This window comes from Streptomyces stoeckheimensis, assembly GCF_045822005.1.
Lineage (GTDB): Bacteria > Actinomycetota > Actinomycetes > Streptomycetales > Streptomycetaceae > Streptomyces > Streptomyces stoeckheimensis.
In genome coordinates this window covers 3,197,047-3,222,809 of record NZ_CP169550.1, presented here as the reverse complement: position 1 = coordinate 3,222,809, position 25,763 = coordinate 3,197,047, and the positions used below count along the sequence as shown (strand labels likewise).

At 72.4% G+C, this 25,763-nt stretch carries 25 protein-coding genes; 17 read left to right on the top strand and 8 right to left on the bottom strand.

The features are described from left to right. Nucleotides 1-162: 162 nt before the first annotated feature. From ACE1OC_RS14410 to ACE1OC_RS14395, 4 genes are all read left to right on the top strand, one after another. On the top strand, nucleotides 163-747 hold the full coding sequence (locus ACE1OC_RS14410) for a suppressor of fused domain protein (protein ID WP_250741758.1): 585 nt from the start codon (nucleotides 163-165) through the stop codon (nucleotides 745-747). 79 nt (nucleotides 748-826) lie between these two features. Next, the gene (locus tag ACE1OC_RS14405) at nucleotides 827-1,468 is read left to right on the top strand and encodes a DUF6758 family protein (protein WP_250741759.1); all 642 of its coding nucleotides are present in this window, start codon (nucleotides 827-829) and stop codon (nucleotides 1,466-1,468) included. Nucleotides 1,469-1,662: 194 nt separating this feature from the next. After that, the gene (locus ACE1OC_RS14400; RefSeq protein ID WP_407837347.1) at nucleotides 1,663-2,529 is read left to right on the top strand and encodes a PHP domain-containing protein; all 867 of its coding nucleotides are present in this window, start codon (nucleotides 1,663-1,665) and stop codon (nucleotides 2,527-2,529) included. Nucleotides 2,530-2,597: 68 nt separating this feature from the next. Beyond that, nucleotides 2,598-3,203 carry a MarC family protein gene (locus ACE1OC_RS14395; protein WP_351384538.1) on the top strand — a complete coding sequence of 202 codons (606 nt, stop codon included), beginning with the start codon at nucleotides 2,598-2,600 and terminating at the stop codon, nucleotides 3,201-3,203. 73 nt (nucleotides 3,204-3,276) lie between these two features. Here ACE1OC_RS14395 and ACE1OC_RS14390 read toward each other — a convergent pair whose 3' ends face one another. The 3 genes from ACE1OC_RS14390 to ACE1OC_RS14380 form a co-directional block, all read right to left on the bottom strand. Beyond that, the gene (locus ACE1OC_RS14390) at nucleotides 3,277-3,429 is read right to left on the bottom strand and encodes a hypothetical protein (protein WP_243335969.1); all 153 of its coding nucleotides are present in this window, start codon (nucleotides 3,427-3,429) and stop codon (nucleotides 3,277-3,279) included. Nucleotides 3,430-3,567: 138 nt separating this feature from the next. Then, complete coding sequence (locus ACE1OC_RS14385; RefSeq protein ID WP_407837346.1) at nucleotides 3,568-4,446, bottom strand: alpha/beta fold hydrolase; 879 nt, start codon at nucleotides 4,444-4,446, stop codon at nucleotides 3,568-3,570. A gap of 126 nt (nucleotides 4,447-4,572) precedes the next feature. Continuing rightward, nucleotides 4,573-6,663: a DEAD/DEAH box helicase gene (locus ACE1OC_RS14380; protein ID WP_407837345.1), complete on the bottom strand. Its 2,091-nt coding sequence runs from the start codon at nucleotides 6,661-6,663 to the stop codon at nucleotides 4,573-4,575. Between the two features lie 463 nt (nucleotides 6,664-7,126). Here ACE1OC_RS14380 and ACE1OC_RS14375 point away from each other — a divergent pair, with 463 nt between their 5' ends. Then, nucleotides 7,127-7,885, top strand: a complete 759-nt coding sequence (locus tag ACE1OC_RS14375) for a ferritin-like fold-containing protein (RefSeq protein ID WP_407837344.1) — start codon at nucleotides 7,127-7,129, stop codon at nucleotides 7,883-7,885. A 97-nt stretch (nucleotides 7,886-7,982) separates the two neighbouring features. On the opposite strand, the gene ACE1OC_RS14370 is transcribed toward ACE1OC_RS14375, so the two are convergent. The 4 genes from ACE1OC_RS14370 to ACE1OC_RS14355 all read right to left on the bottom strand — a co-directional run bounded on the left by ACE1OC_RS14370 (nucleotide 7,983) and on the right by ACE1OC_RS14355 (nucleotide 9,821). Next, a complete protein-coding gene (locus ACE1OC_RS14370; protein WP_274549439.1) occupies nucleotides 7,983-8,285 on the bottom strand; it encodes a hypothetical protein in 303 nt (100 codons plus the stop codon). A 134-nt stretch (nucleotides 8,286-8,419) separates the two neighbouring features. Next, on the bottom strand, nucleotides 8,420-8,647 hold the full coding sequence (locus ACE1OC_RS14365) for a DUF3107 domain-containing protein (RefSeq protein WP_250741766.1): 228 nt from the start codon (nucleotides 8,645-8,647) through the stop codon (nucleotides 8,420-8,422). Between the two features lie 173 nt (nucleotides 8,648-8,820). After that, nucleotides 8,821-9,459, bottom strand: coding sequence for a TetR family transcriptional regulator (locus tag ACE1OC_RS14360; RefSeq protein ID WP_407837343.1), 639 nt, complete (start codon nucleotides 9,457-9,459; stop codon nucleotides 8,821-8,823). A 146-nt stretch (nucleotides 9,460-9,605) separates the two neighbouring features. Next, a complete protein-coding gene (locus ACE1OC_RS14355) occupies nucleotides 9,606-9,821 on the bottom strand; it encodes a hypothetical protein (RefSeq protein WP_407837342.1) in 216 nt (71 codons plus the stop codon). Between the two features lie 120 nt (nucleotides 9,822-9,941). Between ACE1OC_RS14355 and ACE1OC_RS14350 the strand changes: the two genes are divergently transcribed. The 4 genes from ACE1OC_RS14350 to ACE1OC_RS14335 all read left to right on the top strand — a co-directional run bounded on the left by ACE1OC_RS14350 (nucleotide 9,942) and on the right by ACE1OC_RS14335 (nucleotide 14,742). Then, complete coding sequence (locus ACE1OC_RS14350; RefSeq protein ID WP_407837341.1) at nucleotides 9,942-11,003, top strand: alpha/beta fold hydrolase; 1,062 nt, start codon at nucleotides 9,942-9,944, stop codon at nucleotides 11,001-11,003. A gap of 4 nt (nucleotides 11,004-11,007) precedes the next feature. Then, nucleotides 11,008-12,669 (top strand): DUF3152 domain-containing protein, encoded by a 1,662-nt coding sequence (locus ACE1OC_RS14345; protein ID WP_407837340.1) that lies wholly within the window; start codon nucleotides 11,008-11,010, stop codon nucleotides 12,667-12,669. 46 nt (nucleotides 12,670-12,715) lie between these two features. Further along, nucleotides 12,716-12,811 carry an Ms4533A family Cys-rich leader peptide gene (locus tag ACE1OC_RS14340; protein WP_374683980.1) on the top strand — a complete coding sequence of 32 codons (96 nt, stop codon included), beginning with the start codon at nucleotides 12,716-12,718 and terminating at the stop codon, nucleotides 12,809-12,811. A 191-nt stretch (nucleotides 12,812-13,002) separates the two neighbouring features. After that, complete coding sequence (locus ACE1OC_RS14335; RefSeq protein WP_407837339.1) at nucleotides 13,003-14,742, top strand: ABC transporter substrate-binding protein; 1,740 nt, start codon at nucleotides 13,003-13,005, stop codon at nucleotides 14,740-14,742. Between the two features lie 63 nt (nucleotides 14,743-14,805). On the opposite strand, the gene ACE1OC_RS14330 is transcribed toward ACE1OC_RS14335, so the two are convergent. Continuing rightward, on the bottom strand, nucleotides 14,806-15,888 hold the full coding sequence (locus ACE1OC_RS14330; protein WP_407837338.1) for an RNA-guided endonuclease InsQ/TnpB family protein: 1,083 nt from the start codon (nucleotides 15,886-15,888) through the stop codon (nucleotides 14,806-14,808). A gap of 143 nt (nucleotides 15,889-16,031) precedes the next feature. Between ACE1OC_RS14330 and ACE1OC_RS14325 the strand changes: the two genes are divergently transcribed. The 8 genes from ACE1OC_RS14325 to moeZ all read left to right on the top strand — a co-directional run bounded on the left by ACE1OC_RS14325 (nucleotide 16,032) and on the right by moeZ (nucleotide 25,738). Further along, the gene (locus tag ACE1OC_RS14325; RefSeq protein ID WP_407837337.1) at nucleotides 16,032-17,015 is read left to right on the top strand and encodes an ABC transporter permease; all 984 of its coding nucleotides are present in this window, start codon (nucleotides 16,032-16,034) and stop codon (nucleotides 17,013-17,015) included. After that, on the top strand, nucleotides 17,012-18,004 hold the full coding sequence (locus tag ACE1OC_RS14320) for an ABC transporter permease (protein ID WP_407837336.1): 993 nt from the start codon (nucleotides 17,012-17,014) through the stop codon (nucleotides 18,002-18,004). Before ACE1OC_RS14325 ends, ACE1OC_RS14320 begins: the two co-directional genes overlap by 4 nt. Then, on the top strand, nucleotides 18,001-19,731 hold the full coding sequence (locus ACE1OC_RS14315; protein WP_407837335.1) for a dipeptide ABC transporter ATP-binding protein: 1,731 nt from the start codon (nucleotides 18,001-18,003) through the stop codon (nucleotides 19,729-19,731). Before ACE1OC_RS14320 ends, ACE1OC_RS14315 begins: the two co-directional genes overlap by 4 nt. 187 nt (nucleotides 19,732-19,918) lie before the next feature. Next, nucleotides 19,919-21,706: a DUF3492 domain-containing protein gene (locus tag ACE1OC_RS14310; protein WP_407837334.1), complete on the top strand. Its 1,788-nt coding sequence runs from the start codon at nucleotides 19,919-19,921 to the stop codon at nucleotides 21,704-21,706. Next, entirely contained in the window at nucleotides 21,703-22,620 is a 918-nt protein-coding gene (locus ACE1OC_RS14305) for a hypothetical protein (RefSeq protein WP_407837333.1), read from the top strand. Before ACE1OC_RS14310 ends, ACE1OC_RS14305 begins: the two co-directional genes overlap by 4 nt. A gap of 110 nt (nucleotides 22,621-22,730) precedes the next feature. After that, entirely contained in the window at nucleotides 22,731-23,756 is a 1,026-nt protein-coding gene (locus tag ACE1OC_RS14300) for an NAD-dependent epimerase/dehydratase (RefSeq protein WP_274549447.1), read from the top strand. Further along, nucleotides 23,744-24,496, top strand: coding sequence for a spherulation-specific family 4 protein (locus ACE1OC_RS14295; RefSeq protein WP_407837332.1), 753 nt, complete (start codon nucleotides 23,744-23,746; stop codon nucleotides 24,494-24,496). Before ACE1OC_RS14300 ends, ACE1OC_RS14295 begins: the two co-directional genes overlap by 13 nt. Nucleotides 24,497-24,559: 63 nt before the next feature. Then, nucleotides 24,560-25,738, top strand: coding sequence for an adenylyltransferase/sulfurtransferase MoeZ (gene moeZ / locus ACE1OC_RS14290; protein ID WP_254384022.1), 1,179 nt, complete (start codon nucleotides 24,560-24,562; stop codon nucleotides 25,736-25,738). The last annotated feature ends 25 nt before the right edge of the window (nucleotides 25,739-25,763 follow it).

Genomic DNA, 25,763 nt, shown 5'->3' with positions numbered 1-25,763 from the left:
CAGCCCCACCTCCTCCGGCCGGTCCCCCGTAAGGGACGTCCTGTCGCCGGGGCACTGAAACTTCTCTTCTGAGAGCGTCCCCGACCAGCGGTCAACGATATCAGCCGACGGATGGTCAAGAGCCGCTCTTTACCCGGCTGATACGAGTTCTATGCTCGCTCCATGGCAGAAATTCTGGCCCTTGTGGAAGCCCGGCTGCGCGCCGCGCTCGGCGAACCCGACGCCCGCGCCGCCGTCACCTTCCTGGGCACCGACCGCTTCGAAGTCCTCCGCTTCACCGAGGGCGACCTGGTGCGGTACGCGACCCTCGGCATGTCCGCCCAGCCCATGACCGACCCCACGGCGGTGGTCTCCGACCCGGTCCGCGGCCCGCGCGCGGAGCTCGTGCTGACCGTACGGGGCGGGCTCGCGCCCACCGACAGGCTGCTGCGGCCGCTGGCCGTACTGGCGGCCTCGCCCCAGGTGGAAGGGCTCATCGTGACGCCCGGAGCCTCACTGGACGTGGGCGAACCCCTGTGGGAGGGGGCCCCGTTCACCTCCGTGCTCGTCGCGGAGCCCGGCGGGCTGGTGGAGGACCTCGTCCTGGACGACCCGATGGACCCCGTCTCCTTCTTCCCCCTCCTGCCGATGACGGCGAACGAGGCGGCGTGGAAACGGGTCCACGGAGCGGCCGCCCTGCAGGAACGCTGGCTCGCGCGCGGCACGGATCTGCGGGACCCTCTGCGTACGGCAGTCCCACTGGACTGAGCATCGGGCCGCCGCCCGGCCGCCCGGACGGGTGATCGCATCTTGACGGGGCGCGCGGCGGGGAGGAGCGTGGCTTCTTATGAGGGGCGAACCGAGTTGCCCGAAGTGTGGTGGCCGGGTCAGGGCGCCCGGTCTTTTCGCCGACTCCTGGCAGTGCGCGATACACGGCACGGTCCATCCCCTGCAGCCCGTGATCCCGCCGAGCGTCGAAGGCCTGGGCGTGGTGGTGAACCGGGCGCAGGTGCCGGTCTGGATGCCCTGGCCGCTGCCCGTCGGCTGGCTGTTCACCGGGATCGCCTCCGCCGGTGACGACCGCAGCGGCGGCCGGGCCACCGCCGTGGCCTGCTCGGGGCCCGGCCCGCTCGGCGGCATCGGCGAGCTGCTGCTGATCGCCGAGGAGCTGGGCGTCGGCCTGGGCGCGCGCTTCGCCGGCCTCGACGCCCCCGACCCGGGCCGCTACATGAACGTCTCCGCCCCGCCGCACGCCAAGGTGGTCGCCGCCGGGCGCCCGACGCCGCTCTGGCACGTCACCGGCGTCCCCGAGGACCGGGCCGTCTTCGCCGGAGAGGCGCGCGGGCTGTGGCTGTGGGCGATCGTCTGGCCGGAGCAGTCGGGCCTGCTGATGTACGACGAGCTGGTCCTGACCGACCTGCGCGACGCGGGAGCCGAGGTCGAGCTGCTGCCCTGCGGCGCCCTGAGCCCCCGCATTCTGTCCTCCTGACGCGCCGCTCGCGCGGCTCGGCGCCGGGGGCGCCTCCCCGGTTTCGCGGCGCTGCGCCGGACTCCGTCCGGCGGCCGCCCGGCGCGGGCCGTCCTGCGGTCCCCGGCGCGGCCGGGCCTGTGGGGCCCTTACCGGGAAAAGCGGACGGTATCCTGGAGTGTCCCCCGTCCGCGTGTGAACCCTGGAGTTCGGCTGTGCGCATCGATCTGCACGCCCACTCCACGGCCTCGGACGGTACGGACACCCCGGCCGAGCTGGTCCGCAACGCCGCCGGTGCGGGGCTCGACGTGGTGGCGCTGACCGACCACGACACCGTCGCCGGATACCGCGAGGCCATCGCCGCACTGCCCCAGGGGCTGACCCTGGTGACCGGCGCCGAGCTGAGCTGCCGGCTCGACGGCATCGGCATGCACATGCTGGCGTACCTCTTCGACCCCGAAGAGCCCGAGCTCCACCGCGAGCGGGAGCTCGTACGCGACGACCGCGTCCCGCGCGCGCAGGCCATGATCGGCAAGCTGCAGGGCCTCGGGGTGGACATCACCTGGGAGCAGGTGGCCCGGATCGCCGGTGACGGCTCCGTGGGCCGCCCGCACATCGCCGCCGCGCTCGTCGAGCTGGGCGTCGTGCGCACCGTGTCGGACGCGTTCACCGCGGACTGGCTCGCCGACGGGGGCCGCGCGTACGCCGAGAAGCACGAGCTCGACCCCTTCGACGCGATCCGCCTGGTCAAGGCGGCCGGCGGGGTCACCGTCTTCGCGCACCCCGCCGCCGTCAAGCGCGGCACCTGCGTGCCCGAGAGTGCGATAGCCGCTCTCGCCTCGGCCGGCCTCGACGGCATCGAGGTCGACCACATGGACCACGACGAGGCCACCCGCGCGCGCCTGCGCGGCCTGGCCGCCGATCTCGGTCTGCTGACCACCGGATCCAGCGATTACCACGGCAGCCGCAAGACCTGCCGCCTCGGGGAGTACACGACCGACCCCGAGATCTACGGCGAGATCACCCGCCGTGCCACCGGGGCGTTCCCGGTTCCCGGCGCCGGTGGACGCGTACGCGGCTGACCTCTGTCGCCGCCCCTCCCGCCCTTCCCCCTCTTTTTCGTGACACCCCTCTCCTGCAAGGCATCACTGTGCTCGATTTCGCCGTCTTCGGATCCCTCTTTCTCACGCTTTTTGTGATTATGGACCCTCCGGGGATCACGCCCATCTTCCTCGCGCTGACCTCCGGCCGCCCCGCCAAGGTGCAGCGCCGCATGGCCTGGCAGGCCGTCTGCGTCGCCTTCGGCGTCATCGCCGTCTTCGGCCTCTGCGGCCAGCAGATCCTCGACTACCTGCACGTCTCCGTGCCGGCCCTGATGATCGCGGGCGGGCTGCTGCTCCTGCTCATCGCGCTCGACCTGCTCACCGGCAAGACCGACGAGCCGAAGCAGACCAAGGACGTGAACGTCGCGCTCGTCCCGCTCGGGATGCCGCTGCTCGCCGGGCCCGGCGCGATCGTCTCGGTGATCCTGGCCGTGCAGAAGGCCGACGGGGTCACCGGCCAGTTCTCGGTGTGGGCTGCGATCGTCGCGATGCACATCGTGCTGTGGGTGGTGATGCGCTACTCGCTCGTCATCATCCGCGTGATCAAGGACGGCGGCGTGGTCCTCGTGACGCGCCTGGCGGGCATGATGCTGTCCGCGATCGCGGTCCAGCAGATCATCAACGGCGTGCTCCAGGTGATCGAGAGCTCGTAGCGCCGGACGCGCGCATGCGAACGCCCCCGCACCGGGATCGGTGCGGGGGCGTTCGGCGAATAGGTGGACGCGGTCAGTTGGACACGGTCTCAGCCGGTCGGATCAGGATGCGCTGGCCGACGGCCGCGGCCTGCTGCACGATCCGGTTGACGGAGGCCGCGTCCACGACGGTGCTGTCCACGGCAGATCCGTCGACGTCGTCCAGGCGCAGAATCTCGAAGCGCATGGGGCTTCTCCCTTCGTCAGTGTTTCTCCTTGTACAGGGTTAACGAAGTGTAAGCCGCAAACATTCCCTACGCTAAGGAAATTTTTTCCTTGTCTAACTACTAACGGGTGTCGGAGACGTCAGAGGACCCTCGCAGGGCTACGCGGAGGACTCCTCGGAGGCCTTCCAGAACGCCTCCAGCGCCGCCGCCGTGGCCGCCGGATCCTCGGCGTTCGGAGAGTGTTCCGTCCCCGGGACCACCACCCGCGCCGCGCCCAGCCGGTGCGCCATCGCGTCCATCTCCGACACCGGCCACACCGGGTCCGACTCCCCGGACAGCACCAGTTTCGCCAGTCCGGGCGCCGCGGCGGCGAGCTCGTCGATCCGGTCCGGCTCCTCGATCAGCGCCCGGCCGGTGACCATCAGCTGCTCGGGGAGGGTGCCCAGCCAGCGGGCGCGCAGGAAGTCCGCGAGGGCCGGTTCCTCGGCGGGTGCGTCGCGCGGATCCATGGCGCGCATGGCCGCCCAGATGCCCGGCATGTCGTCGCCCATCGCCTCCAGCGCCGAGACCAGGAGCTTCGTACGGCCCTGCTGGTCCGCGCAGACCGCGCCCGGGCCGCTGCTCAGCAGCGTGAGGCTGGCGTACGGGGCCGGATCGCGGACCACGGCCGCCCGGACGATCAGCCCGCCCAGCGAATGCCCCAGCAGGTGCACCGGACCGGCCGCGCCCAGGGCGGCGGTCTGCGCGAGGACGTCCCGCGCCAGTTCCGCCAGGGCGTACGGGGCCTGCGTGCGCGGGCCGCCGCTCTCGTGCTGGCCGCGGCCGTCGACGGCGACCACTCGGTACCCGGCGTCGGCCAGCGGCCCGAGGAGGCCGATGAAGTCCTCCTTGCTGCCGGTGTAACCGGGCACCAGCAGGGCGGTACCGCGGGCCGGCCCCGCGGGCACGGCCTCGTGCACGGCGAACTCGCCGCGGGCCGTGGCCAGGCGGTGCGCACGGGCCGCGGGCGGGAGCGTGAGGGTCGGGGGCTTGCTCATGGCCCGAGGTTACCGGCCCGTACGCCTGTACGGGAGCCCCGTACGTCCGTACGGGAGCTCCGCGCGGACCGGGTACGCCGATGGCCCCGGCCCCCTCGAAAGGGGACCGGGGCCATCGGCAAGGCGTTACGCCTCCGGGGTCTCCACCGCGGAGGCGGCCTTGCGGGTCCGCGTGCGCTTCGGCTTGACCGGAGCCTCGTCGGCGACCGGAGCGGCGGCCTCGGCGGCCGGAGCCTCCGGGGCGGCAGCCGCGACCTTGCGGGTGCGGGTGCGCTTCGGCTTGACCGGAGCCTCCTCCGCCACCGGAGCGGCAGCTTCGGCGACGACCTCGGCGGCCGGGGCGGCAGCCGCGACCTTGCGGGTCCGCGTGCGCTTCGGCTTGACCGGGGCCTCCTCGGCTACCGCGACCGCGACGACGGCCGGAGCCTCGACCACGGCGGCCTGGGCGACGACCTCGGCCACCGGGGCGGCGGCCGGAGCGGCCGCTGCCTTGCGGGGGGCACGGACACGCGGGGCGCTGCTCCGGGGGGCGCTGGTACGGCGCTCCCGGACCGGCTCGACCGGCGGGGCGATCTGGAAGTCCGGCTCCGGCTCCCTGACGAACGGGGCCAGGGGCTCCAGCTTCGCCGCGGGGGACACGAAGGTGGCGGCCGGAGCGGCCGACCGGGTCCGGCGACGGCGCGGCTTGCGCGCCTCGTCGGCGGCCGGAGCCTCCGGGGCCTGGACCGCCTGGACCGCCTGGACCGCCTGGACCGCCTGGACCGCCGGGGCGACCGGGGCCGCGGCGGCGACCGGGGTGGCCTCGACGGTCACCGGGGTCAGGAGCTCGGCGCCCTGGTCCGAGCCGCCACGGGTGCGGCGGCGCTGGCGCGGGGCACGGGCGGGACGCTCCTCGGCGACCGGGGCGGCGGCACTGCGGCCACCGTCACGTCCACCGTCGCGGCCGGCATCGCGTCCACGGTCACGGCCACCGTCGCGGCCGCTGTCACGGCCACCGTCGCGGCCGCCACGGCCACCGCGGCCGCCGGTCTCGCCCAGGTCTTCCAGGTTCTCGGCCTTCAGGCCGGCCCGCGTGCGCTCGGCGCGCGGCAGGACGCCCTTGGTGCCGGCCGGGATGTTCATCTGCTCGTACAGGTGCGGGGACGTGGAGTACGTCTCCACCGGGTCGTGGAAGTCCAGCTCCAGCGCCTTGTTGATCAGCTGCCAGCGCGGGATGTCGTCCCAGTCGACCAGGGTGACGGCGATGCCCTTCTTGCCCGCGCGGCCGGTGCGGCCCACGCGGTGCAGGAAGGTCTTCTCGTCCTCGGGCGTCTGGTAGTTGATGACGTGGGTGACACCCTCGACATCGATACCGCGCGCGGCGACGTCGGTGCAGACCAGCACGTCGACCTTGCCGTTGCGGAAGGCGCGCAGCGCCTGCTCGCGGGCGCCCTGGCCCAGGTCGCCGTGGACGGCGCCGGACGCGAAGCCGCGCTTCTCGAGCTGCTCGGCGATGTCGGCCGCGGTGCGCTTGGTGCGGCAGAAGATCATGGCGAGCCCGCGGCCTTCGGCCTGCAGGATGCGGGAGACGAGCTCCGGCTTGTCCATGTTGTGCGCACGGAAGACGTGCTGCGTGGTGTTGGCGACGGTCGCGCCCTCACCGTCTTCCGAGACGGCGCGGATGTGCGTCGGCTGGGTCATGTACCGGCGGGCCAGGCCGATGACCGCACCCGGCATGGTCGCCGAGAACAGCATCGTCTGACGCTTGGCCGGCAGGTAGCTCATGATCCTCTCGACGTCGGGCAGGAAGCCCAGGTCGAGCATTTCGTCGGCCTCGTCCAGGACGAGGGCCTTGACCTTGGAGAGGTCGAGCTTCTTCTGTCCGGCCAGGTCGAGCAGGCGGCCCGGGGTGCCGACGATGACGTCGACGCCCTTCTTGAGCGCCTCGACCTGAGGCTCGTACGCGCGGCCGCCGTATATGGCGAGGACGCGGACGTTGCGGACCTTGCCCGCGGTGAGGAGGTCGTTGGTGACCTGGGTGCAGAGCTCGCGGGTCGGAACCACCACGAGGGCCTGCGGGGCGTCGGTGAGCTGATCCGGCGTGGAACGGCCCGCCTCGACGTCCGCGGGGACGACGACGCGCTCCAGCAGGGGGAGGCCGAAACCGAGCGTCTTGCCGGTACCGGTCTTGGCCTGGCCGATGACGTCCGTGCCGGACATGGCGACGGGGAGGGTCATCTCCTGGATCGGGAAGGGGGACACAATGCCGACGGCCTCAAGGGCTTCGGCCGTCTCGGGAAAGATCCCGAGGTCTCGGAACGTAGTCAGGGTGCTGCCTCTTCTGTGAGACGCGGCGCGAGGCGGCGAAGGGGGTCGTACCGTGCCGGGCTTGCAGTACTACTACGTACGTACGAAGCTGCGCGGGACCACGAGCCATCGCTCAGGCGCTTTATGCCGCTGAGGGGGCCCCTCGTGGGACGGTACGTATGAACGCACGCATCACGCCGAGGGCGGTCGGGTGGAGCCGATCGGGCCACCGACCGGGCATCCTCATTCGGATGGCCCGCCGAGTGTTCGGCAGGCGCATTACCACTGTACCCCGGAATCTCGCAGCCGTGTCGGGTGAATTCACCAGGTAGGCGCGTTTACGTGGACTGAGCAGGTGGTTCGTGGTGCGTTTCGGCGAGCTATTGTGCGGAGCATGTCGACCGTTGAAAACGCATCGCCCGCCGACGAAGGCGCCCCCGCCGAGGCAGCCGGCATCGCCGCCCAGGACTGGGCCACGGCCTCCACGTCGCCGCAGTACCGCGCCGCCGTGGTGGACCTCCTCGGGGCGCTCGCGTACGGCGAGCTCGCGGCCTTCGAACGCCTCGCGGAGGACGCCAAGCTCGCGCCCACCCTCGGGGACAAGGCCGAGCTCGCGAAGATGGCCTCCGCCGAGTTCCACCACTTCGAGCGCCTGCGCGACCGGCTCGCCGCGATCGACGAGGACGCCACCGCCGCGATGGAGCCCTTCGCGAAGGGCGTCGACGACTTCCACCGCCAGACCGCCCCGTCGGACTGGCTGGAGGGCCTGGTCAAGGCGTACGTCGGCGACTCCATCGCCAGCGACTTCTACCGCGAGGTGGCCACCCACCTCGACACCGACACCCGCGGGCTCGTCGTGAGCGTGCTCGACGACACCGGCCACGGCGGTTTCGCCGTCGAGAAGGTGCGCGCCGCCATCGAGGCCGACCCGCGCTGCGGCGGCCGGCTCGCGCTGTGGGCCCGCCGGCTGATGGGCGAGGCGCTCTCGCAGGCGCAGCGCGTCGTCGCCGAGCGCGACGCGCTCTCCACCATGCTGGTCGGCGGGGTGGACGGAATGGCGGCCGGCTTCGACCTGGCGGCCGTCGGCGAGATGTTCACCCGGATCACCAAGGCGCACACCAAGCGCATGGCGGCCCTGGGACTGGCGGCGTAGTCCCGGCCCCGAAGACGGACATACCTCGGCCCCCGCACGGAAGCTTCCGTGCGGGGGCCGAGGTCATGCATCAGGCGTCATGGGTCGGTGGGGCCGTCTAGCCCCGCGTCGGAACCGAAAACGGAGCCCGGCGGGGCGGCCTCCCCGCCCGGCCCGCGGGCCGCAGCAGCAGGGACAGGACCACCGCCGAGACGAGGGCGCCGCCGATGAGGGTCGCGAACAAGGTGTTGTGCCCGGGGCCCAGCGCGGTGTGCGTCAGATAGGCCCCGAAGAGGGCGCCCGCCACTCCGCTCGCCAGGACCACCCGCGAGGACGGCAGCCGCGGGCCGAGCACACGCACGGCAGCCCCGGCCAGGGCGAGGCCCAGGAGAGCGGAGCCGAGCGCCTCGATCAGCAGCATGGAAGATCCTCTCGAGCGGCGGACGTACCGGGGCGTACCGGGAGCGTGTCTTACAGCGGTCCTACCCGAAGCGGAGGAAACGGAAACGGCCCGGCGGAGTCCTCCACCGGGCCGTTCTCGGTACTTCAGGGTGCTCAGAGAGCGCCGAAGCCGACCTTGCGCACGCTGGGCTCGCCCAGGTCGACGTACGACAGGCGCTCGGACGGCACCAGGACCTTGCGGCCCTTGATGTCCGTGAGGCTCAGCAGCGGCGCCGAGCCGGACAGGGCGGCGGTGACGATGCTCTCCAGCTCCTCGGCACTCAGGTCGCTCTCGAGCACGATCTCCCGGGGTGCGTGCTGCACGCCGATCTTGACCTCCACGGCCTTGTCCCTCCGACGGTCCGGTTCGCGCGATCAGCCGCGCCGTTACCCGGTCCACATTAGCCCGGAGAGGGGACGTGTCCGCCGCGCGGCGAAAACGCTCGCAGCGAACAGCCGCCGGTCAGACCGGCGGGGACCGCCGGGGCCGGCCCGGAAAGCCGGGCCGGCGCAGCTCAGGCGTCCGTCGGGTGCAGCGGGAAGCCGGCGATTCCGCGCCAGGCGAGGGAGGTCAGCAACCCCACCGCGGTGTCACGGGCGACCGGGCTCTCGCTCGACAGCCAGTACCGGGCCACGACCTGCGAGACCCCGCCCAGGGCCACGGCCAGCAGCATCGACTCGTCCTTGGACAGGCCGGTGTCCTCGGCGATGACGTCCGAGATGGCCTCGGCGCACTGCAGCGAGACGCGGTCGACGCGCTCGCGCACGGCCGGCTCGTTGGTCAGGTCGGACTCGAAGACGAGCCGGAAGGCGCCGCCCTCGTCCTCCACGTACGCGAAATAGGCGTCCATCGTCGCGGCGACGCGCATCTTGTTGTCGTTCGTCGACGCCAGCGCGGTGCGCACGGCGAGCAGCAGGGACTCGCAGTGCTGGTCCAGGAGCGCCAGGTAGAGGTCGAGCTTGCCGGGAAAGTGCTGGTAGAGCACCGGCTTGCTGACGCCGGCACGCTCCGCGATGTCGTCCATGGCCGCTGCGTGGTAACCCTGCGCGACGAAGACCTCCTGGGCGGCACCCAGGAGCTGGTTGCGCCGGGCCCGGCGCGGAAGTCGCGTGCCCCGCGGACGCGCTGCCTCGGTCTGCTCGATGGCTGTCACGCCGCCTCCCACTTTCTCTAGAACACAGTGCGCCTTGCGCCGCGCGGCCATCGTACTTTTCGGTAACCGAATCTGGAGGGTTCAAGCCGAGTTTTCTCGCGGTACGGACCGCCGGTCACCCACCGGAGATGCTGGTCAGCGCTGGCTCAGCGGTAGTCGTCATCGTCCAGGGGCACCACCCGGGTCTGCTCCGCGGCGTCCCCCTCGGAGGCTTCGCGCTGGCCGACAGGGGTGAGCGGATCGTCCTCGGTCGGGTTCAACTCCGTGTTCTGCTCCGCCGCATCCGCCTCGGGGGCTTCCGCATCGAGGTTGTCCCGCAGCTCTGACTGGAAGGTGTCCGGTTCCGCAGGGTCGACAGTCATGGAGCACCCCTTTCCACTTACGAGCCTAGGAGGATCGCGCATACCCCGCTAGGCGGTTCCGCAAGCATCTGTGACGGCGAACACAAGAGGACCCGCGTGATCGTCTCGTAACATTGCCCCATGTCTTCGACCGAGCTGCCGGGCGTACGGTCCACCGACCCCTCGTCTTCCGGCCAGTCTTCCCAGGTGGGGGCCGTGCGCGTGGCCGAAGGTGAGCAGCTGCGCACCGACCGGCTGCCCGGGCTGGAAATGGCCGTACGGGTCCGCCCGCCGGTCCGGGCCGGATTGCCGCCCGCGCTGTTCGTCCACGGGCTCGGCGGATCCTCGGCGAACTGGTCCGCGCTCATGGCGCGGCTGGCCGATTCCGTCGACGGCGAGGCCCTGGACCTGCCCGGCTTCGGCTGGTCCCCGCCGCCCGCCGACCGGGACTACTCCGTCACCGGCCTCGCGCGCGCCGTCATCCGGCACCTCGACGCCGCCGGACGCGGACCGGTGCACCTGTTCGGCAACTCCCTCGGCGGCGCCGTCTCCACCCGGGTCGCGGCCGTCCGGCCCGACTTGGTGCGCACGCTGACGCTGGTCTCCCCGGCCCTGCCGGAACTGCGCGTGCAGAAGTCGGCCGTGCCGACCGCGCTGCTCGCCGTGCCCGGCGTGGCCGGGCTCTTCGGCCGCCTCACCCGGGGCCTGAGCGCAGAGCAGCGCACCCGGGGGGTGACGGACCTCTGCTACGGGGACCCCTCGCGAGTGACGCCCGAGGCGTTCGAGCTGGCCGTCGAGGAAATGGAACGGCGGCTCGCACTGCCGTACTTCTGGGACGCGATGACCCGGTCCTCGCGCGGCATCGTCGATGCCTACACCCTCGGTGGCCAGCACGGACTGTGGCGCCAGGCACAGCGGGTGCTCGCACCGACCCTGCTGGTCTACGGTGGCCGGGACCAGCTCGTCTCGTACCGTATGGCGCGCAAGGCCGCCGCGGCCTACCGGGGTTCGCGTCTGCTGTCCCTGCCCGAGGCGGGGCACGTGGCGATGATGGAGTACCCCGAGGTGGTCGCGGCCGCCTTCCGGGAGCTGCTGGACGCCGCCGCCTCCACCGACGGGCACGGCGCCGAGCCGGACCCGGGCGCAGCGGATCCGGCCGCGGCGGAGCACACCGTGAACACCGACGAGGACGGCAAGGTCTGAAGACGTGGGACGACATAGTCGCAAGGAGTCGGGCCAGGCTCCCGGCCCCGGCTCAGGCCATCCGCAGCCGGCCGAACAGGCCGGCGCCCGGGCCGCGGCCCCGGCCCCGGCCGGGTGGGCCGAGCCGGCCGCCGCCCCCCGCGGGTACGCGGCCCCGCCGCGCCGCGAGCCGGTGTCCGCCGCGCGCGGCGGACACCCGGAACAGCACGAGCCCGGCGGAGCCTGGGGTGCGGCCGCCGGCACCGGTGCGACGTACGGGGACTGGCGCGGGGCCCCGCGCACCCGTCCGGCAGCCCCGGCCTACGACAGCCCCGCCTTCGGCACCCCGGTCTACGACGACAGCCCTGCCTTCGGCACTCCGGTCCACGACGGCCCCGCCTTCGACGCTCCCGTCTACGACAGCCCTGCCTCCGGCACCCCGGTCTACGACAGCTCGGCCTTCGGCACGCCGGTCTATGACGCCCCGGTCTACGACACCCCGGCCTTCGGCACCCCCGCGGTCGGCTTCCCGCAGGTCACCCTCGACTCGCCGATGACCTCGACGGGCTCGCACCGCGGGGTCCCGGTCGCCGAGGACGCCTTCACAGCGACGGGTTCGCACCGCCGGGTCCCGGTCCACGAGGACGTCTTCGCCACGACGGGCTCCTTCCGCGGAGTCCCCGCGGCCGAGGACGTCTTCACCGAGACGGGGTCTCACCGCGGAGTCACCGTCGGCGGGGACGCCTTCTCCGGGGACGCCTTCACCGCCACCGGATCGCACCGCCGGATCCCCGCGCCGCGCGCGCCGGTCGCCACCCCCGCGGAAGAGCCGAAGGAGGCTCCGTCCGCCGGCGGACGGAGCGGCAAGAGCCGTACGTACGCCGGGATGGCCGCCGCGGCCGTCACCGTCGCGCTCGCCGTCATCGTCGCGGGCCAGGCCGCCTCCGAGAACGACAGCGGCAAGAACCCCGTGCGCGCCGCCGACGAGGGCAACAGCCATACCGCCCAGGGCAACTCCGCCGTCTCCCGTTCCGACGGCCGGCCCACCCCGGACGCCTCCGCGGCCATCAAGGCCGCGCCGGAGCTCTCGTACGACCAGAAGATGGCGCAGCAGTTCCCGATCGACGAGAAGCTGAAGGGCCCCGGCGCCTTCGACACCGTGCCCGGTGTGGCGCAGGCTCCCGGCAAGGGGAAGGTGGTCCGCTACCGCGTCGACGTGGAGCAGGGGCTCGGCCTGGATCCGCAGCTGTTCGCCGAGGCCGTGCACCGCACGCTGAACGACGACCGGAGCTGGGGCCACGGCGGTACGAAGACCTTCGAGCGGGTGCCGGGCGGCGAGGCCGATTTCGTGATCACGCTCGCCAGCCCCGGGACCACCGGCGTCTGGTGCAAGAAGTCCGGACTCGACACCACCATCGACAACGTCTCCTGCGACTCCGCGTCGACCAACCGCGTGATGATCAACGCGTACCGCTGGGCGCAGGGTTCGGCGACGTTCGGCCCGGACCAAATGTTCGCCTACCGCCAGATGCTCATCAACCACGAGGTCGGCCACCGGCTCGGCCACGGCCACGTGAGCTGTCAGACGCCGGGCGCACTCGCCCCGATCATGCAGCAGCAGACGAAGTCCCTGGACATCAACGGAATCCAGTGCAAGCCCAACCCCTGGGTGTATCCCGGGAGTTGATCTGGGGCTTTGACAAAGTGTTCGATGGTCGGTCATTGTTCTCCGCATGTCGCAGCTGCACACCACCACCGCGAGCGCCGCCATTGAGCTGGCGCTGCTTGGTGTGACCGCGCACAGCGTGGCCGACATCTTCTGTCGCTGACGCCTCCCTGAGCGCGCGACGTCCTCTTTTCTTCATCGTTCCGCCGCGCCCGGGGCTCTTTGCCCGCAGGTGCGGCGTCTTCCGTTCTTCCGTCCCCGCCGTCGGCACGCCGCCGACCGCTCCGACGTGGACCGCTGCCCCTCGCGTGGCCTTTTCCGCATCTCCCTTCACGCCGAGAGGTCCCTTTTCCCATGGCCCGTCAGTCCCTCATATCGCGCCGCGTGGCCGCGGTCGCCGTCAGCGTCGTTCTGGCCGGGGGCGCCGCCGCCTGCGGGCCCACGGACGGCACGGACAAGGCCTCCGCCGGCGACAAGGCGGGCGCCACCGGGGCCGCCCTGCAGAAGGGCGGCACCCTGACCGTCCTCAACAACGAGCCGCAGAGCGACTTCGACCCGGCCCGCCTGTACACCTCCGGCGGCGGCAACGTCCCCTCGCTCGTGTTCCGCACGCTCACCACCCGCAACCGCGAGGCCGGCCCCGCCGGCGCCAAGGTGGTGCCCGACCTGGCCACCGACCTCGGCAAGCCCAACGCCGACGCCACCGAGTGGACGTACACGCTCAAGGACGGGCTGAAGTACGAGGACGGCTCGCCGATCACCACCGCCGACATCAAGTACGGCATCGAGCGGTCCTTCGCCGCCGAGCTGTCGGGCGGAGCCCCGTACCTGCGCGACTGGCTCGTCGGCGGGGAGACGTACGAGGGCCCGTACAAGGACGGCGGCAAGGGGCTCGACTCGATCGTCGTGCCCGACGCGAAGACGATCGTCTTCAAACTCCGCAAGCCCGAGGGGGAGTTCCCCTTCCTCGCCACGCAGACGCAGTTCGCACCCGTGCCCAAGGCCAAGGACACCGGGGTCAAGTACGAGGAGCACCCGGTCTCCTCCGGACCGTACAAGGTCGTCAAGAACGAGAACGACGGCGAGCACCTCAGCCTGGAGCGCAACGAGAACTGGGACGAGAAGACCGACGAGGAGCGCAAGGCCTACCCGGACAAGATCGACGTCCGCTCCGGGCTCGACGCGGCGGTCATCAACCAGCGCCTGTCCACCAGCTCCGGCGCCGACGCGGCAGCCGTCACCACCGACACCAACCTCGGCCCCGCCGAGCTGGCCCAGATCGGTGACAACAAGGAGCTGAGCGGGCGGGTCGGCACCGGGCACTTCGGCTACGTCAACTACCTGGCCTTCAACCCGAAGGTCGCCCCCTTCGACAACCCGAAGGTCCGCCAGGCGATCTCCTACGCGATCAACCGCACCAGCGTCATCAACGCCGCCGGCGGCTCCGCCCTCGCCGAACCCGCCACCACCTTCCTGCCCGAGCAGGAGGCCTTCGGCTTCACCCCGTACGACCACTTCCCGGCCGGCAAGACCGGAGACCCGGCCAAGGCCAAGGAACTGCTGGCCGAGGCGGGCTACAAGGACGGGCTGACCATCACGCTCACCCACTCCAACGCCCAGAACCGGCAGACCAGCCCCGAAGTCGCCACCGCCGTGCAGCAGGGCCTCGCCGCCGCCGGAATCACCGTCAAGCTGGAGGGGCTGGAGAACAACGCCTTCAACGAGAAGCGCTGGGACGTCAAGAACACCCCCGGCTTCTTCCTCTCCCGCTGGGGCGCCGACTGGCCGTCCGGCGCTCCCTTCCTCGCCCCGATCTACGACGGGCGGCAGATCGTCACCAACGGCAGCAACTACAACCACGCCCAGCTCAACGACCCGGCGGTCAACACCGAGATCGACGAGATCGCCAAGCTGACCGACCTCGCGGCGGCCGGCAAGCGCTGGGGCGCCCTCGACAAGAAGATCGGTGAGCAGGCCCTCGACGTCCCGCTCTTCCACCCGGTCTACAAGCGGCTCGTCGGCAAGGACGTCAAGAACGTCGTCATCAGCGACTGGACCGGCGTCCTCGACATCTCGCAGGTCTCGGTCAATTGAATCCTCCCCGCCCTGGAGGGCGAGTAATTCCTCACCCTCCAGGGCTGATCGGGGATTTCTAGCTCACGCTGCCAGGCCAGGCAGCGCCTGGTCCGGTCTTCCGCGATCAGCACCAGCCGGGTTGAGACCAGCCCGGACCAGCATGACGTGTGCGGAGTTCTTGTCCCTGGGGGACACGACTCCGCACACGGTGCAGGCATACGTTCGTTCCGAGAGAGGTAGCGCGTGCTTGGTTCTCGCTCCGCACTGGGCGCAGTCCATGGTGGTGTGCGCGGGATGGACAAGGTGCACAGTCCGGTTGTGCTTTCGGCCCATCTCGATCAGGGCCGTCTTCGTGGCGGAGATCGCCGCGTCGGCCGCCTTCCTGGCCATGGTGGAGTTGGCGAGGAACTTCGGACGGAAGTCCTCCACCGCCAGGGAGTCGTGGTCGCGGACGACGGATTTGGCCCACTTACGGCCGGTGTCCTGGCGTTGCCGGGCCACCTTCTTGTGCAGCTCCGCGACTCGCTTCTTCGCCCACCGGTAGCCCTTAGACCCGGGTTTGCCTTTCGCCGGTTTCCGGCGGGCCATCATCCGCTGGTAACGGGTCAATTTCGTCTGCGCCTTCTTCCCATGCTCGGCATGGGGCAGGTCGTGGGCGTCGCTGGTGGTGGTCGCGGTCTCCTTCACACCCCAGTCGATACCGATCACCGCGCCGGTCTCCGAAAGTGGCTCGACCTCTGCGGGGACGACGAACGAGCAGTACCAGTGCCCGAGGCTGTCCTTCTTCCACTTCGGCATCCCGGCCCGCTGCCGCATCGGCAGCCGGTCCCTCATGTCCTTCTGAGCCTTGGAGCGGGACTTCCCGAAATCCCGGACCAACTGCTGCTGTGGAACCGAGGACCCCTCGCGAAGCCAGGTGTTCTTGGTGCGGGCTTCGGTCAGCATCTTGTCGAGCTGGGCCGGACCACAGGTCCGTTTGTCCGAACCCTCGGGCCGGTCCTTGTTCCACAGGTGTGTCTGCTTCGACTTCGCGCAGCACTCGTTCCAGATCCAGCGGCACCGGTCCCACTCGCCCATCAGGGCGGCGAGCGCGGTGGACGACGCGCGCACGCGGAAGGTCCACCGGGCGTGCCCGGCATCCCTCGCCATCGGTGTCGTCACCATCCCAAGAACCTATCCACGACCACTGACAACAGCCGAAAGTACAGGTCAGGACAGATGTGCAGAGACCTCCGCCAATTCGCGACTCCGGTCCGAGGGTCCATCCCCTCCCGGCCTGAAGGCCGGGGTCTACTCGGAGAAGTCCGGTGACGCTCCTCGCCCAGCAGTCGGCGTCCGGCCCCGGGGTCACCGCCCCGGGGCCGGGCGTCGGGCGGCAGATCCTGCGGCGGCTGCGCGCCCGGCCCTCGGCCGTGGCGGCGGCCGCCGTCCTGGCTCTCCTCGTCCTCCTCGCCCTCGCCGCACCGCTGTTCGCGCACCTCACCGGCCAGGACCCGAACGCCTACCACGACGAGCTCGTCGACTCCGCGCGCGGCGGCGTCCCGCTCGGCTCCTTCGGCGGGATCTCCGGCGAGCACTGGCTCGGCGTCGAACCGGGCACCGGCCGCGACCTGTTCACCCGGCTGCTCTACGGAGCCCGGATCTCCCTGCTGGTCGCGCTCGGCGCCACCCTCGTCCAGGTCCTCGTCGGAGTGGCCGTCGGGCTCGCCGCCGCGCTCGGCGGCCGGTTCGCCGGCCAGCTCGTCAGCCGCGTCACCGACGTGATGATCGCCCTGCCCATGCTGGTGATCGCCATCGCCCTCACCGCCGTCGTCCCGGCCGGGTTCCCGCGGCCGCTGCTGCTGATCCTGGTCATCGGACTGCTCGACTGGGGCGGCCTCGCCCGGATGGTGCGCGCCCAGACCCTCTCCCTCAAGGAGCTGGACTTCGTGGACGCCGCCCGGCTCTCCGGCAACGGCACCCTGCGGATCGCCCGCCGGGAGCTGCTGCCCTCGCTGGCCGCGCCCGTCATCACCCTCGCCGCGATCAAGGTGCCCACCGCCATGGTGGTCGAGGCCTCGCTGTCCTTCCTCGGGGTCGGCGTGAAGCCGCCCACCCCCTCGTGGGGGCAGATGCTCTCCAGCGCCCAGACCTGGTTCCGCGCCGACCCCGCCTACGTCCTGCTCCCCGCCGGGCTGCTCTTCGTCACCGTGCTCGCCTTCACGGTGCTCGGCGACGCCGTCCGCACGGCCCTCGACCCGCGCGAGGACTCGCGGCTGAGGGTCGGCACCAGAAAGGAGCGCACGGCGTGACCCGCTTCGTGCTCAAACGGACCGGCGGCGCACTGCTCGTGCTGCTCGCGCTGTCCGTCGTGATCTACGCCCTCTTCTACCTGGTCCCCGGCGACCCCGCCCGCCTCGCCTGCGGGGAGCGCTGCAACCCGGCGCAGATCGCCCAGGTGCGCGAACAGCTCGGGCTGAACGAGTCGGTGGTCGCGCAGTACCTGCACTTCCTCCAGGGACTGCTGGTGGGCCGGGACTCCTCCGGCGGAGCCGGGCTCGTCCTGCACTGCGACGCGCCCTGCCTCGGATTCTCGTACCAGAACGACCAGCAGGTCACCGCGCTGCTGCTGGAGCGGCTCCCCGCGACCCTGTCGCTGGCGCTGGGCGCGCTGGTGATCTGGCTCGTGATCGGCGTCGGCACCGGACTGCTCTCCGCGCTGCGCCGGGGCGGGCTCACCGAACGGGCCCTGACCGTGCTCACCCTCGCCGCCACCGGCACCCCCGTCTTCATCCTCGGGCTGCTGCTGCTCATGGCCGTCTGCGCCTACCTCCAGTGGCTGCCCTTCCCCACGTACGTACCGCTCGGCGACGATCCCGAGCAGTGGGCGTGGAACATGCTGCTGCCCTGGGTGACCCTCGGCTTCTTCGAGAGCGCCAAGTACGCCCGGCTGAGCCGCAGTTCCACCCTGGAGACGCTCGCCGAGGACCACATCCGCACCTTCCGCGCCTACGGGGTCGGGGAGCGGGCCATCGTGACCCGGCACGCCGTGCGGGGCGCCGTGGCGCCGGTGATCGCGCTCAGTGCCGTGGACTTCGGCACGATGATCGGCGGCGCCGTGCTGACCGAGTCGCTGTTCGGGATCCCCGGGCTCGGCAAGACCCTCATCGACGGCGTACGGGTCGTGGACCTGCCCGTGGTGGTGGGCGTGGTGCTCGCCATCGGCGCGGCCGTCGTACTCGCCGGCGTCGTCGCCGACGTGCTGTACGCCGTCGCGGACCGAAGGGTGGTTCTGGCATGACGCAGGCTGCGCTGGTGGACGTCACCGGCCTCACCGTCGAGTTCCCGGTCGGGCGGCCGGGGGAGTACGTACGGGCCGTGGACGGGGTGTCCTTCACCCTGGAGCCCGGCCGCGCCCTGGGCATCGTGGGGGAGTCCGGGAGCGGCAAGTCAACCGTCGCGGCAGCCCTGTTGGGGCTGCACCACGGGACCGGTGCGCGGCTCGGCGGCACCGTCCGGGTCGGCGGCACCGACGTGGGCGCGGCCTCCCCGGCCCAGCTCCGGGAGCTGCGCGGGGCCGTCGCCGCGATGGTCTTCCAGGACCCGCTGAGCTCCCTGGACCCGTACTACGCCATCGGCGACCAGATCGCCGAGGTGTACCGGGTGCACGCCGCCGTGACGCGGCGCGCGGCGCGGGCCCGGGCCGTGGAGGTGCTGGACCGGGTGGGCATACCCGACGCGGTGCGCCGCTCCCGGGCGCGGCCGCACGAGTTCAGCGGTGGCATGCGCCAACGGGCCCTGATCGCCATGGCGTTGGCCTGCGAGCCGAAGCTGCTGATCGCGGACGAGCCGACCACGGCGCTGGACGTCACCGTCCAGGCGCAGATCCTCGACCTGCTGCACGGGCTGCGGGAGGAGCGGGGGCTCGGGCTGCTGCTGGTCACGCACGACGTGGGCGTGGCGGCTTCGAGCGTGGACGCGGTGCTGGTGATGAGGGACGGTGTGGTGGTCGAGCGGGGCCCGGTGGAGTCCGTGCTGTCGGCTCCGGCCGATCCGTACACCGCCGCGCTGCTGGCGGCTGTGCCGAGGCTTGACGCCGTGCGGGTGGTGACCCGGCCGGGTGGGTCCGTGCGGGTCAAGGATCGGGGCTCTGCCCCGGGCCCCGCGCCTCAAACGCCGGCGGGGCTGGATGTGGCTGAGCTGGATCGGGACCCGGCGGATGTGCCCGTCGTCGAGGCCTTCTCGTTGCGGAAGGAGTTCGGGCGGGGAAAGCGGCGGGTGGAGGCCGTGGGTGGGGTTTCGGTGGCCGTGCGGGGTGGGGAGACGCTCGGGATCGTCGGGGAGAGCGGCAGCGGCAAGAGCACCCTCGGGCGGATGCTCGTGGGGCTGCTGGAGCCCACCTCCGGACAGGTCCGGCGGGACGGAGCGGAGAGCGTCGGGGTGGTCCCCGGGGTGCAGATGGTGTTCCAGGACCCGGTGTCCTCGCTCAACCCGCGCCGCTCGATCGGCGAGTCCATCGCGGACCCGCTGCGCGCGGCGGGCGAGACGGACCGGCGGGCGATCCGGCACCGGGTCGGCGAACTGCTGGTCCGGGTGGGGCTGGAGGAGGCCCACTACGACCGGTACCCGCACGAGTTCAGCGGAGGCCAGCGCCAGCGCGTCGGCATCGCCCGGGCCCTCGCGCCCCGGCCGCGGCTGATCGTCTGCGACGAGCCCGTCTCGGCCCTCGACGTGACCACGCAAGCGCAGGTCACCGCCCTGCTGGCCGAGCTCCAGCGGGAGCTCGGCATCGCGCTGGTGTTCATCGCGCACGACCTCGCCGTGGTGCGTCAGGTCAGCGACCGGGTCGCGGTCATGCGGGGCGGGGTGATCGTGGAGGAGGGCCCCGTCGACGAGGTCTACGACCGGCCGTCCCACGCCTACACCCGGGAGCTGCTGGCCGCCGTCCCGTCCCTCGACCCGGCCCTGGCCGCCGCCCGCCGGCTCGGCCGGCGCCGTTCCGGGGGAGTGCTCGCAGGGGCCTCGTAGACCGGTCCTCAGTAGTTCTTAGCGTGCTCGAACGCGAACCGTACGGGAAAGTTACGACTCTTCACCCCTTCCGGTGGCGCGACGGACAACCGTCCGTCGCGCCTTCGGCATATCCGCTTGAGTTCGTATCCGGCGGGTCGCCGGACCGACGGAGACCGCCTGAAACGGGAGATCGGGGGTGCCACTCGTGCGGATCGGACTGCTCACGGAAGGTGGTTATCCGTATGCGACGGGGGAAGCGAGGCTGTGGTGCGACCGGCTCGTGCGCGGGCTTCCCCAGCACGAGTTCGAGCTCTACGCCCTGAGCCGCAGCGCCGAACAGGAGGAGCGCGGCCGGGTGCCGCTGCCCTCCCACGTCACCCGGGTGCGGACCGCCCCGCTGTGGGCGCCGGCCGATGACGGGCGCAGCCACCGCCGCCGCGAGCGCCGCCGCTTCGCCGCCGCCTTCACGGAACTGGTCCGCGGGATCTGCGGAGCCGACCCCGCACGGTTCGCGGACGGGCTGTACGGGCTGGCCGCGCTCGCCTGGGAAGAGGGCGGGCTGTACGCGGCACTGCGCTCGGAGACGGCCGTACGGGCGGTGGAGTCCGCCTGTCGCGCCCCCGAGGCGAGCAGGGCCGTACAGCGGGCGCAGGTCGCGGACCTGCTGGAATTCGTGGACGAACTGGAGCGGATGCTCCGGCCGTTGTCCCTGGACTGGTACGAGGACCTGCGCGAGGTCGACGTCTGCCACGCGGCCGCGGGCGGGGTGGCGGCGCTCCCCGGGCTCCTGGCCAAACGCTTCTTCGGAGTGCCGCTCCTGGTCACCGAGTACGGGGTCCAGCTCCGGGCCCACTACCTGGAGACCTCCGCACGGGACGAGCGGCCGGCCGTACGGGCCCTGCTCGCGGCCTTCCACACCCGGCTGGCCGGCGAGATCTACTCCCAGGCCGACCTGCTCACCCCGGGCAACGCGCACGCCCGGCGCTGGCAGGAACGCTGCGGGGCCTCCCGCGAGCGGCTGCGCACGATCTACCCCGGGATGGAGGCGGACCGATTCGCCGCCGTGGGCGAGGACCCGGGGTGCGGGGACCCGCACACGCTGGTCTGGGTCGGCCGGGTGGACCCCGCCAAGGACCTGATCGCCCTGCTGCACGCCTTCGCCGAGGTGCGCCGGGCCGAACCGCGCGCCCGGCTGCGGATCTTCGCGACCTCCGTCGGGACGGGCTCCGGCGCCGCGGGCTCCGCCACCGCGGGCCCCGGCGGCCCTGCCGGGGCGGGCAACCACGAGGTCGGGCACGCGGTCGGGCACGGCTACCTGGCCGACTGCCGCTCGCTCGCCGCGCAGCTCTTCCCCGACGAGGCCGCGGACGCGCACGCGGTCGGCGAGAACCCGGTCACCTTCGAGGAGATCGGCGGACCCGACGTGCCGTCCCCGGCCCACGCGTACGGCTCCGGGCGGGTGGTGGTGCTCTCCTCCGTCATCGAGGGCTTCCCCATCACCCTGGCCGAGGCGATGTTCTGCGGCCGGGCCACGGTCTCCACCGACGTCGGCGCCGTCGTCGAGGTGATCGGCGGCACCGGGCTCGTGGTGCCGCCGCGCAACCCGCGGGCGCTCGCCGAGGCCTGCGTCACGCTGCTGCAGGACCCCGAGCGGGCCCAGCGGCTCGGGTCGGCCGCCCGGGCGCGGGCCCTCGAACTCTTCACCGTCGAGCAGAACGTCGCCGCCTTCCAGGAGTCCTACCTGAGGCTGCTGGCCCGCGGCCCGGCCCGCCCCGACGGCACCGGGGTGCCCTTCGAGCAGCCGCCCGAGGCCCGCGTCCCGGGCCACTGGGCCACCCCCACCTGGGCCACCCCGCACCCCGTACCCGCCGCCCCGCCCGCCGCCGACCCGGCCGGACCCCCGACCCGGGGGGACGACCCCGAGGCGCATCCGGGGCTCATGGTGCCCGCCGCGCGTGCCGAGCGCGCCGCGAGTCCGGAGGCCTCCGCATGACCCTGCCCCTGGACGAAGCCGTCCCCCCCATGGACCCGCCCCCGTCCCCGCCCCGCCGGGCCCGCTCCGCCGGGGACCCCGTCAAGGCGCTGCTCCACCGCCACCGGGAGCTCTGCGAACACGCCGTGGACCCGCTGGAGATCGCCGCCGGGCTGGAGGCGCACGGCATCACCGACCGCACCGCCGCACGGTTCCGCCACCGGGACGTCTTCTCCCTCGCGGAGGAGCTCTACGCCCGGACCCCCCGCGACGGGACCCCGCCCGCCCCGCCGGCCGGCATCCCGGTCCACGCCAAGGCCGTACGGGGCTTCGGCTACGCGCTGCTGCCCGGGGCCCTGGCCCTCGGTGCGGCCGCCGCCGGCGTGCCCTGGGCCGGAGCCCTGGCGGTGCTCGTCACCGTCGCCGCGCTCGGACGGCCCGGCCGGGCCGCCGGGGGCCGGTTCCCCGCCGCCGTGTACCTGCTGGCCGCCGCCGCCCTCGGCTGGGCCGTCCACCGCCACGGGACCCCGCTCGGGACCGCCCTGGCCGTGGCCGTCGCCCCCGGGCACCTGGCCGGCGCCGTCTTCGCGGCCCGCGCCCGGCGCAGGCTCGCCGGGAGCCGGGCCCTGGAGGACTTCGCGGACGGGGTGAGACCGCTGCTCCTCGGGACGCTCGCGCTGTACGCCGCGGCCGCCGCGGGGGCGGCCGTGCTCGCCGGGACCACCCCGGCGGTGGCCGTACCGCTCGCGGTGCTCCTCCTCCTGACCCGGCTGCTGCTCGGCCACGGAGCCCCCCGCGGAGCCCTCGCGGCGGCCCTGGCCCTCGTACTCGCCCTGCTCCCGGTCCCGGCGGCGCCGTTCGCCGCCGCAGCGGGAGTCCTCGTACCCGCCGTCCTCGCGCTGTCGCGGGCCTCCGCGCACGCGCAGCGCCCCTGAACCTTCGGAAGCAGACACCGAAGCGCCGTACCCCCCACCCCGATCCACCCATCCACCAGCAAGGAGAAACAGGACATGACCGGCCAGCCAACCAACCAAGGGGCCGCGCGATGAGGGTGTTGCTGATCGGAGCCAACGGATACCTCGGGCGCTACGTCGCGGACCGGCTGCTCGCCGACCCCGCGGTCCAGCTCACCGCGCTCGGCCGCGGCGACGACGCCGACGTCCGCTTCGACCTCGCCACCGGCAGCCCCGGCGCGCTCACCCGGTTCCTCGACGCCGTCCACCCGGGCGTCGTCATCAACTGCGCGGGAGCCACCCGAGGCGGTGCCCGCGAGCTCACCCGGCACAACACGGTCGCCGTCGCCACGATCTGCGAATCGCTGCGCCGCAGCGGCTGCGGCGCCCGGCTCGTCCAGCTCGGCTGCGCCGCCGAGTACGGGCCCAGCCAGCCCGGGTCCTCCACGGCCGAGGACGCCGTCCCCAGACCGGGAGGGCCGTACGGAGTCAGCAAACTGGCCGCCACCGAGCTCGTGCTCGGCTCCGGGCTGGACGCCGTGGTCCTGCGGGTCTTCTCGCCCGTCGGCCCCGGCACCCCCGCCGGATCCCCTCTCGGCCGGCTCGCCGAAGCCATGCGGCGCGCGATGCAGTCCGGGGACGGCGAGCTGAAGCTCAGCGGGCTCGGGGTCCAGCGCGACTTCGTCGACGTCCGGGACGTGGCGCGGGCGGTGCACGCCGCCTCGCTGTCGGCGGCCCAGGGCGTCGTCAACATCGGCACCGGCCGGGCGGTCCGGCTGCGCGACGCGGCCGCCGTGCTGGCACGGGTCGCCGGGTACGGAGGCTCGCTGCACGAGATCGACGTACCGCAGCACGGACAGCACGCCCAGCACCCGCAGGCGCACGGGCACCCCGGCCGGCCCTCCGGGCTCGCCGCCATCGGCTCCCCGCGCTCCGAGGCCACGGCGGAGCAGCTCGCCGCCGCGACGGCGCAGCCGCCGTACCCCTACCCGGACGGGTGCGGAGCCTGGCAGCAGGCGGACGTCCGCACCGCCCGCGACCGGCTCGGCTGGCGGCCGCGGATCAACCTGGAGGAGTCCCTCGCGGACATCTGGATGGAGGCGGCGTGCCGCATCTGACCACCCCGCCGGCGGCCGGCCAGGCCGCCACGGAGGCGGGCCGGCTCGGCTTAGGAGTCCCGGGGTACGCGCATCCACTGCTGGCCCCGGTGGAGTGGGCCGAGCTCACCCGGCCCGGGACGCCGCTGCACTGGGCCGTCCTCAACGTCACGGACGGGCCGGGCGGCCGGCCCGACCCGCACTGCACGGAGGCGGCCGCGAAGCTCCGTAGGGCGGGCGGTGCGATCCTCGGGCATCTCGCCATGCGGGACGGGGAGCGGTCCTTCGGGGAGCTCCTCTCCGACGCCCACCGCTTCCGGGACTGGTACGGAGCCGACGGCTTCTACCTCGCGGACGCCCCGGCCGGGAAGGCGGAGCTGGCTTCCGTGCGCCGGGTCGCGGACGCCCTGCGGGGGCTCGGCGAGGGCCTGCGGATCGTCCTCGGACACGGCACCCACCCCTACGAGGGGTACACGGAAACCGCAGATCAGCTGGTCACCTTCGCCGGAACCTGGGCCGACTACCGCTGGTCGCAGGTGGCGGAGTGGACGGCGGACCATCCGCCCGAGACCTTCTGCCACCTCGTGCACGGAGTGCCGCGCACGCACTTGGAGGAAGCGCTCCGGATCGCCCGCTGGCAGGGTGCGGGGACCATCTGGTTCACCGACCGGCGCGGGGCTGCCGACCGGGACCCCTGGGCGTCGATGCCCGGGTACTGGGACGAAATCGTCTCGCGGATCGGACCGGGTGTCTCGGAATGAAGGAGGGCGTGGCAGTGTTACGGGAAGAACCACCGTTAAGACTTAATCATCTACGGAGTCCCCGTGTCGCTGCCACCCCTGGTAGAGCCAGCTGCTGAGCTCACCGTTGACGAGGTCCGTCGGTACTCCCGCCACCTGATCATCCCCGACGTGGGGATGGACGGCCAGAAGCGCCTGAAGAACGCCAAGGTGCTGGCCGTGGGCGCGGGCGGCCTCGGCTCGCCCGCCCTCATGTACCTGGCCGCGGCCGGCGTGGGCACGCTGGGCATCGTGGAGTTCGACGAGGTCGACGAGTCGAACCTGCAGCGCCAGATCATCCACAGCCAGGCGGACATCGGCCGTTCCAAGGCCGAGTCGGCCCGCGACAGCGTGCTGGGCATCAACCCGTACGTGAACGTGGTCCTCCACGAAGAGCGGCTCGAAGCCGACAACGTGATGGAGATCTTCAGCCAGTACGACCTCATCGTCGACGGCACGGACAACTTCGCCACGCGCTACCTCGTGAACGACGCCTGCGTGCTGCTGAACAAGCCGTACGTCTGGGGCTCGATCTACCGCTTCGACGGCCAGGCCTCGGTCTTCTGGTCCGAGCACGGCCCGTGCTACCGCTGCCTCTACCCGGAGCCGCCCCCGCCGGGCATGGTCCCGAGCTGCGCCGAGGGCGGCGTGCTGGGCGTGCTCTGCGCGTCCATCGGGTCCATCCAGGTCACCGAGGCCATCAAGGTCCTCACCGGCGTCGGCGAGCCGCTGGTCGGCCGTCTGATGATCTACGACGCCCTGGAGATGCAGTACCGCCAGGTCAAGGTCCGCAAGGACCCCGACTGCGCGGTCTGCGGCCCGAACGCGACCGTCACCGAGCTCATCGACTACGAGGCCTTCTGCGGCGTCGTGTCGGAGGAGGCCCAGGAGGCCGCGCTCGGCTCGACGATCACTCCCAAGCAGCTCAAGGAGTGGATCGACAACGACGAGCCGATCGAGATCATCGACGTCCGTGAGATCAACGAGTACGAGATCGTCTCGATCCCCGGCGCGAAGCTGATCCCCAAGGGCGAGTTCCTGATGGGCACCGCCCTCCAGGACCTGCCGCAGGACAAGCGCATCGTCTTGCACTGCAAGACGGGTGTCCGCAGTGCGGAAGTCCTCGCGGTCCTGAAGTCCGCGGGCTTCGCGGACGCGGTCCACGTCGGCGGCGGCGTCATCGGCTGGGTCCACCAGATCGAGCCCGAGAAGCCGGTCTACTAGTCCCACCAGCAGTTGGTCCCCACAG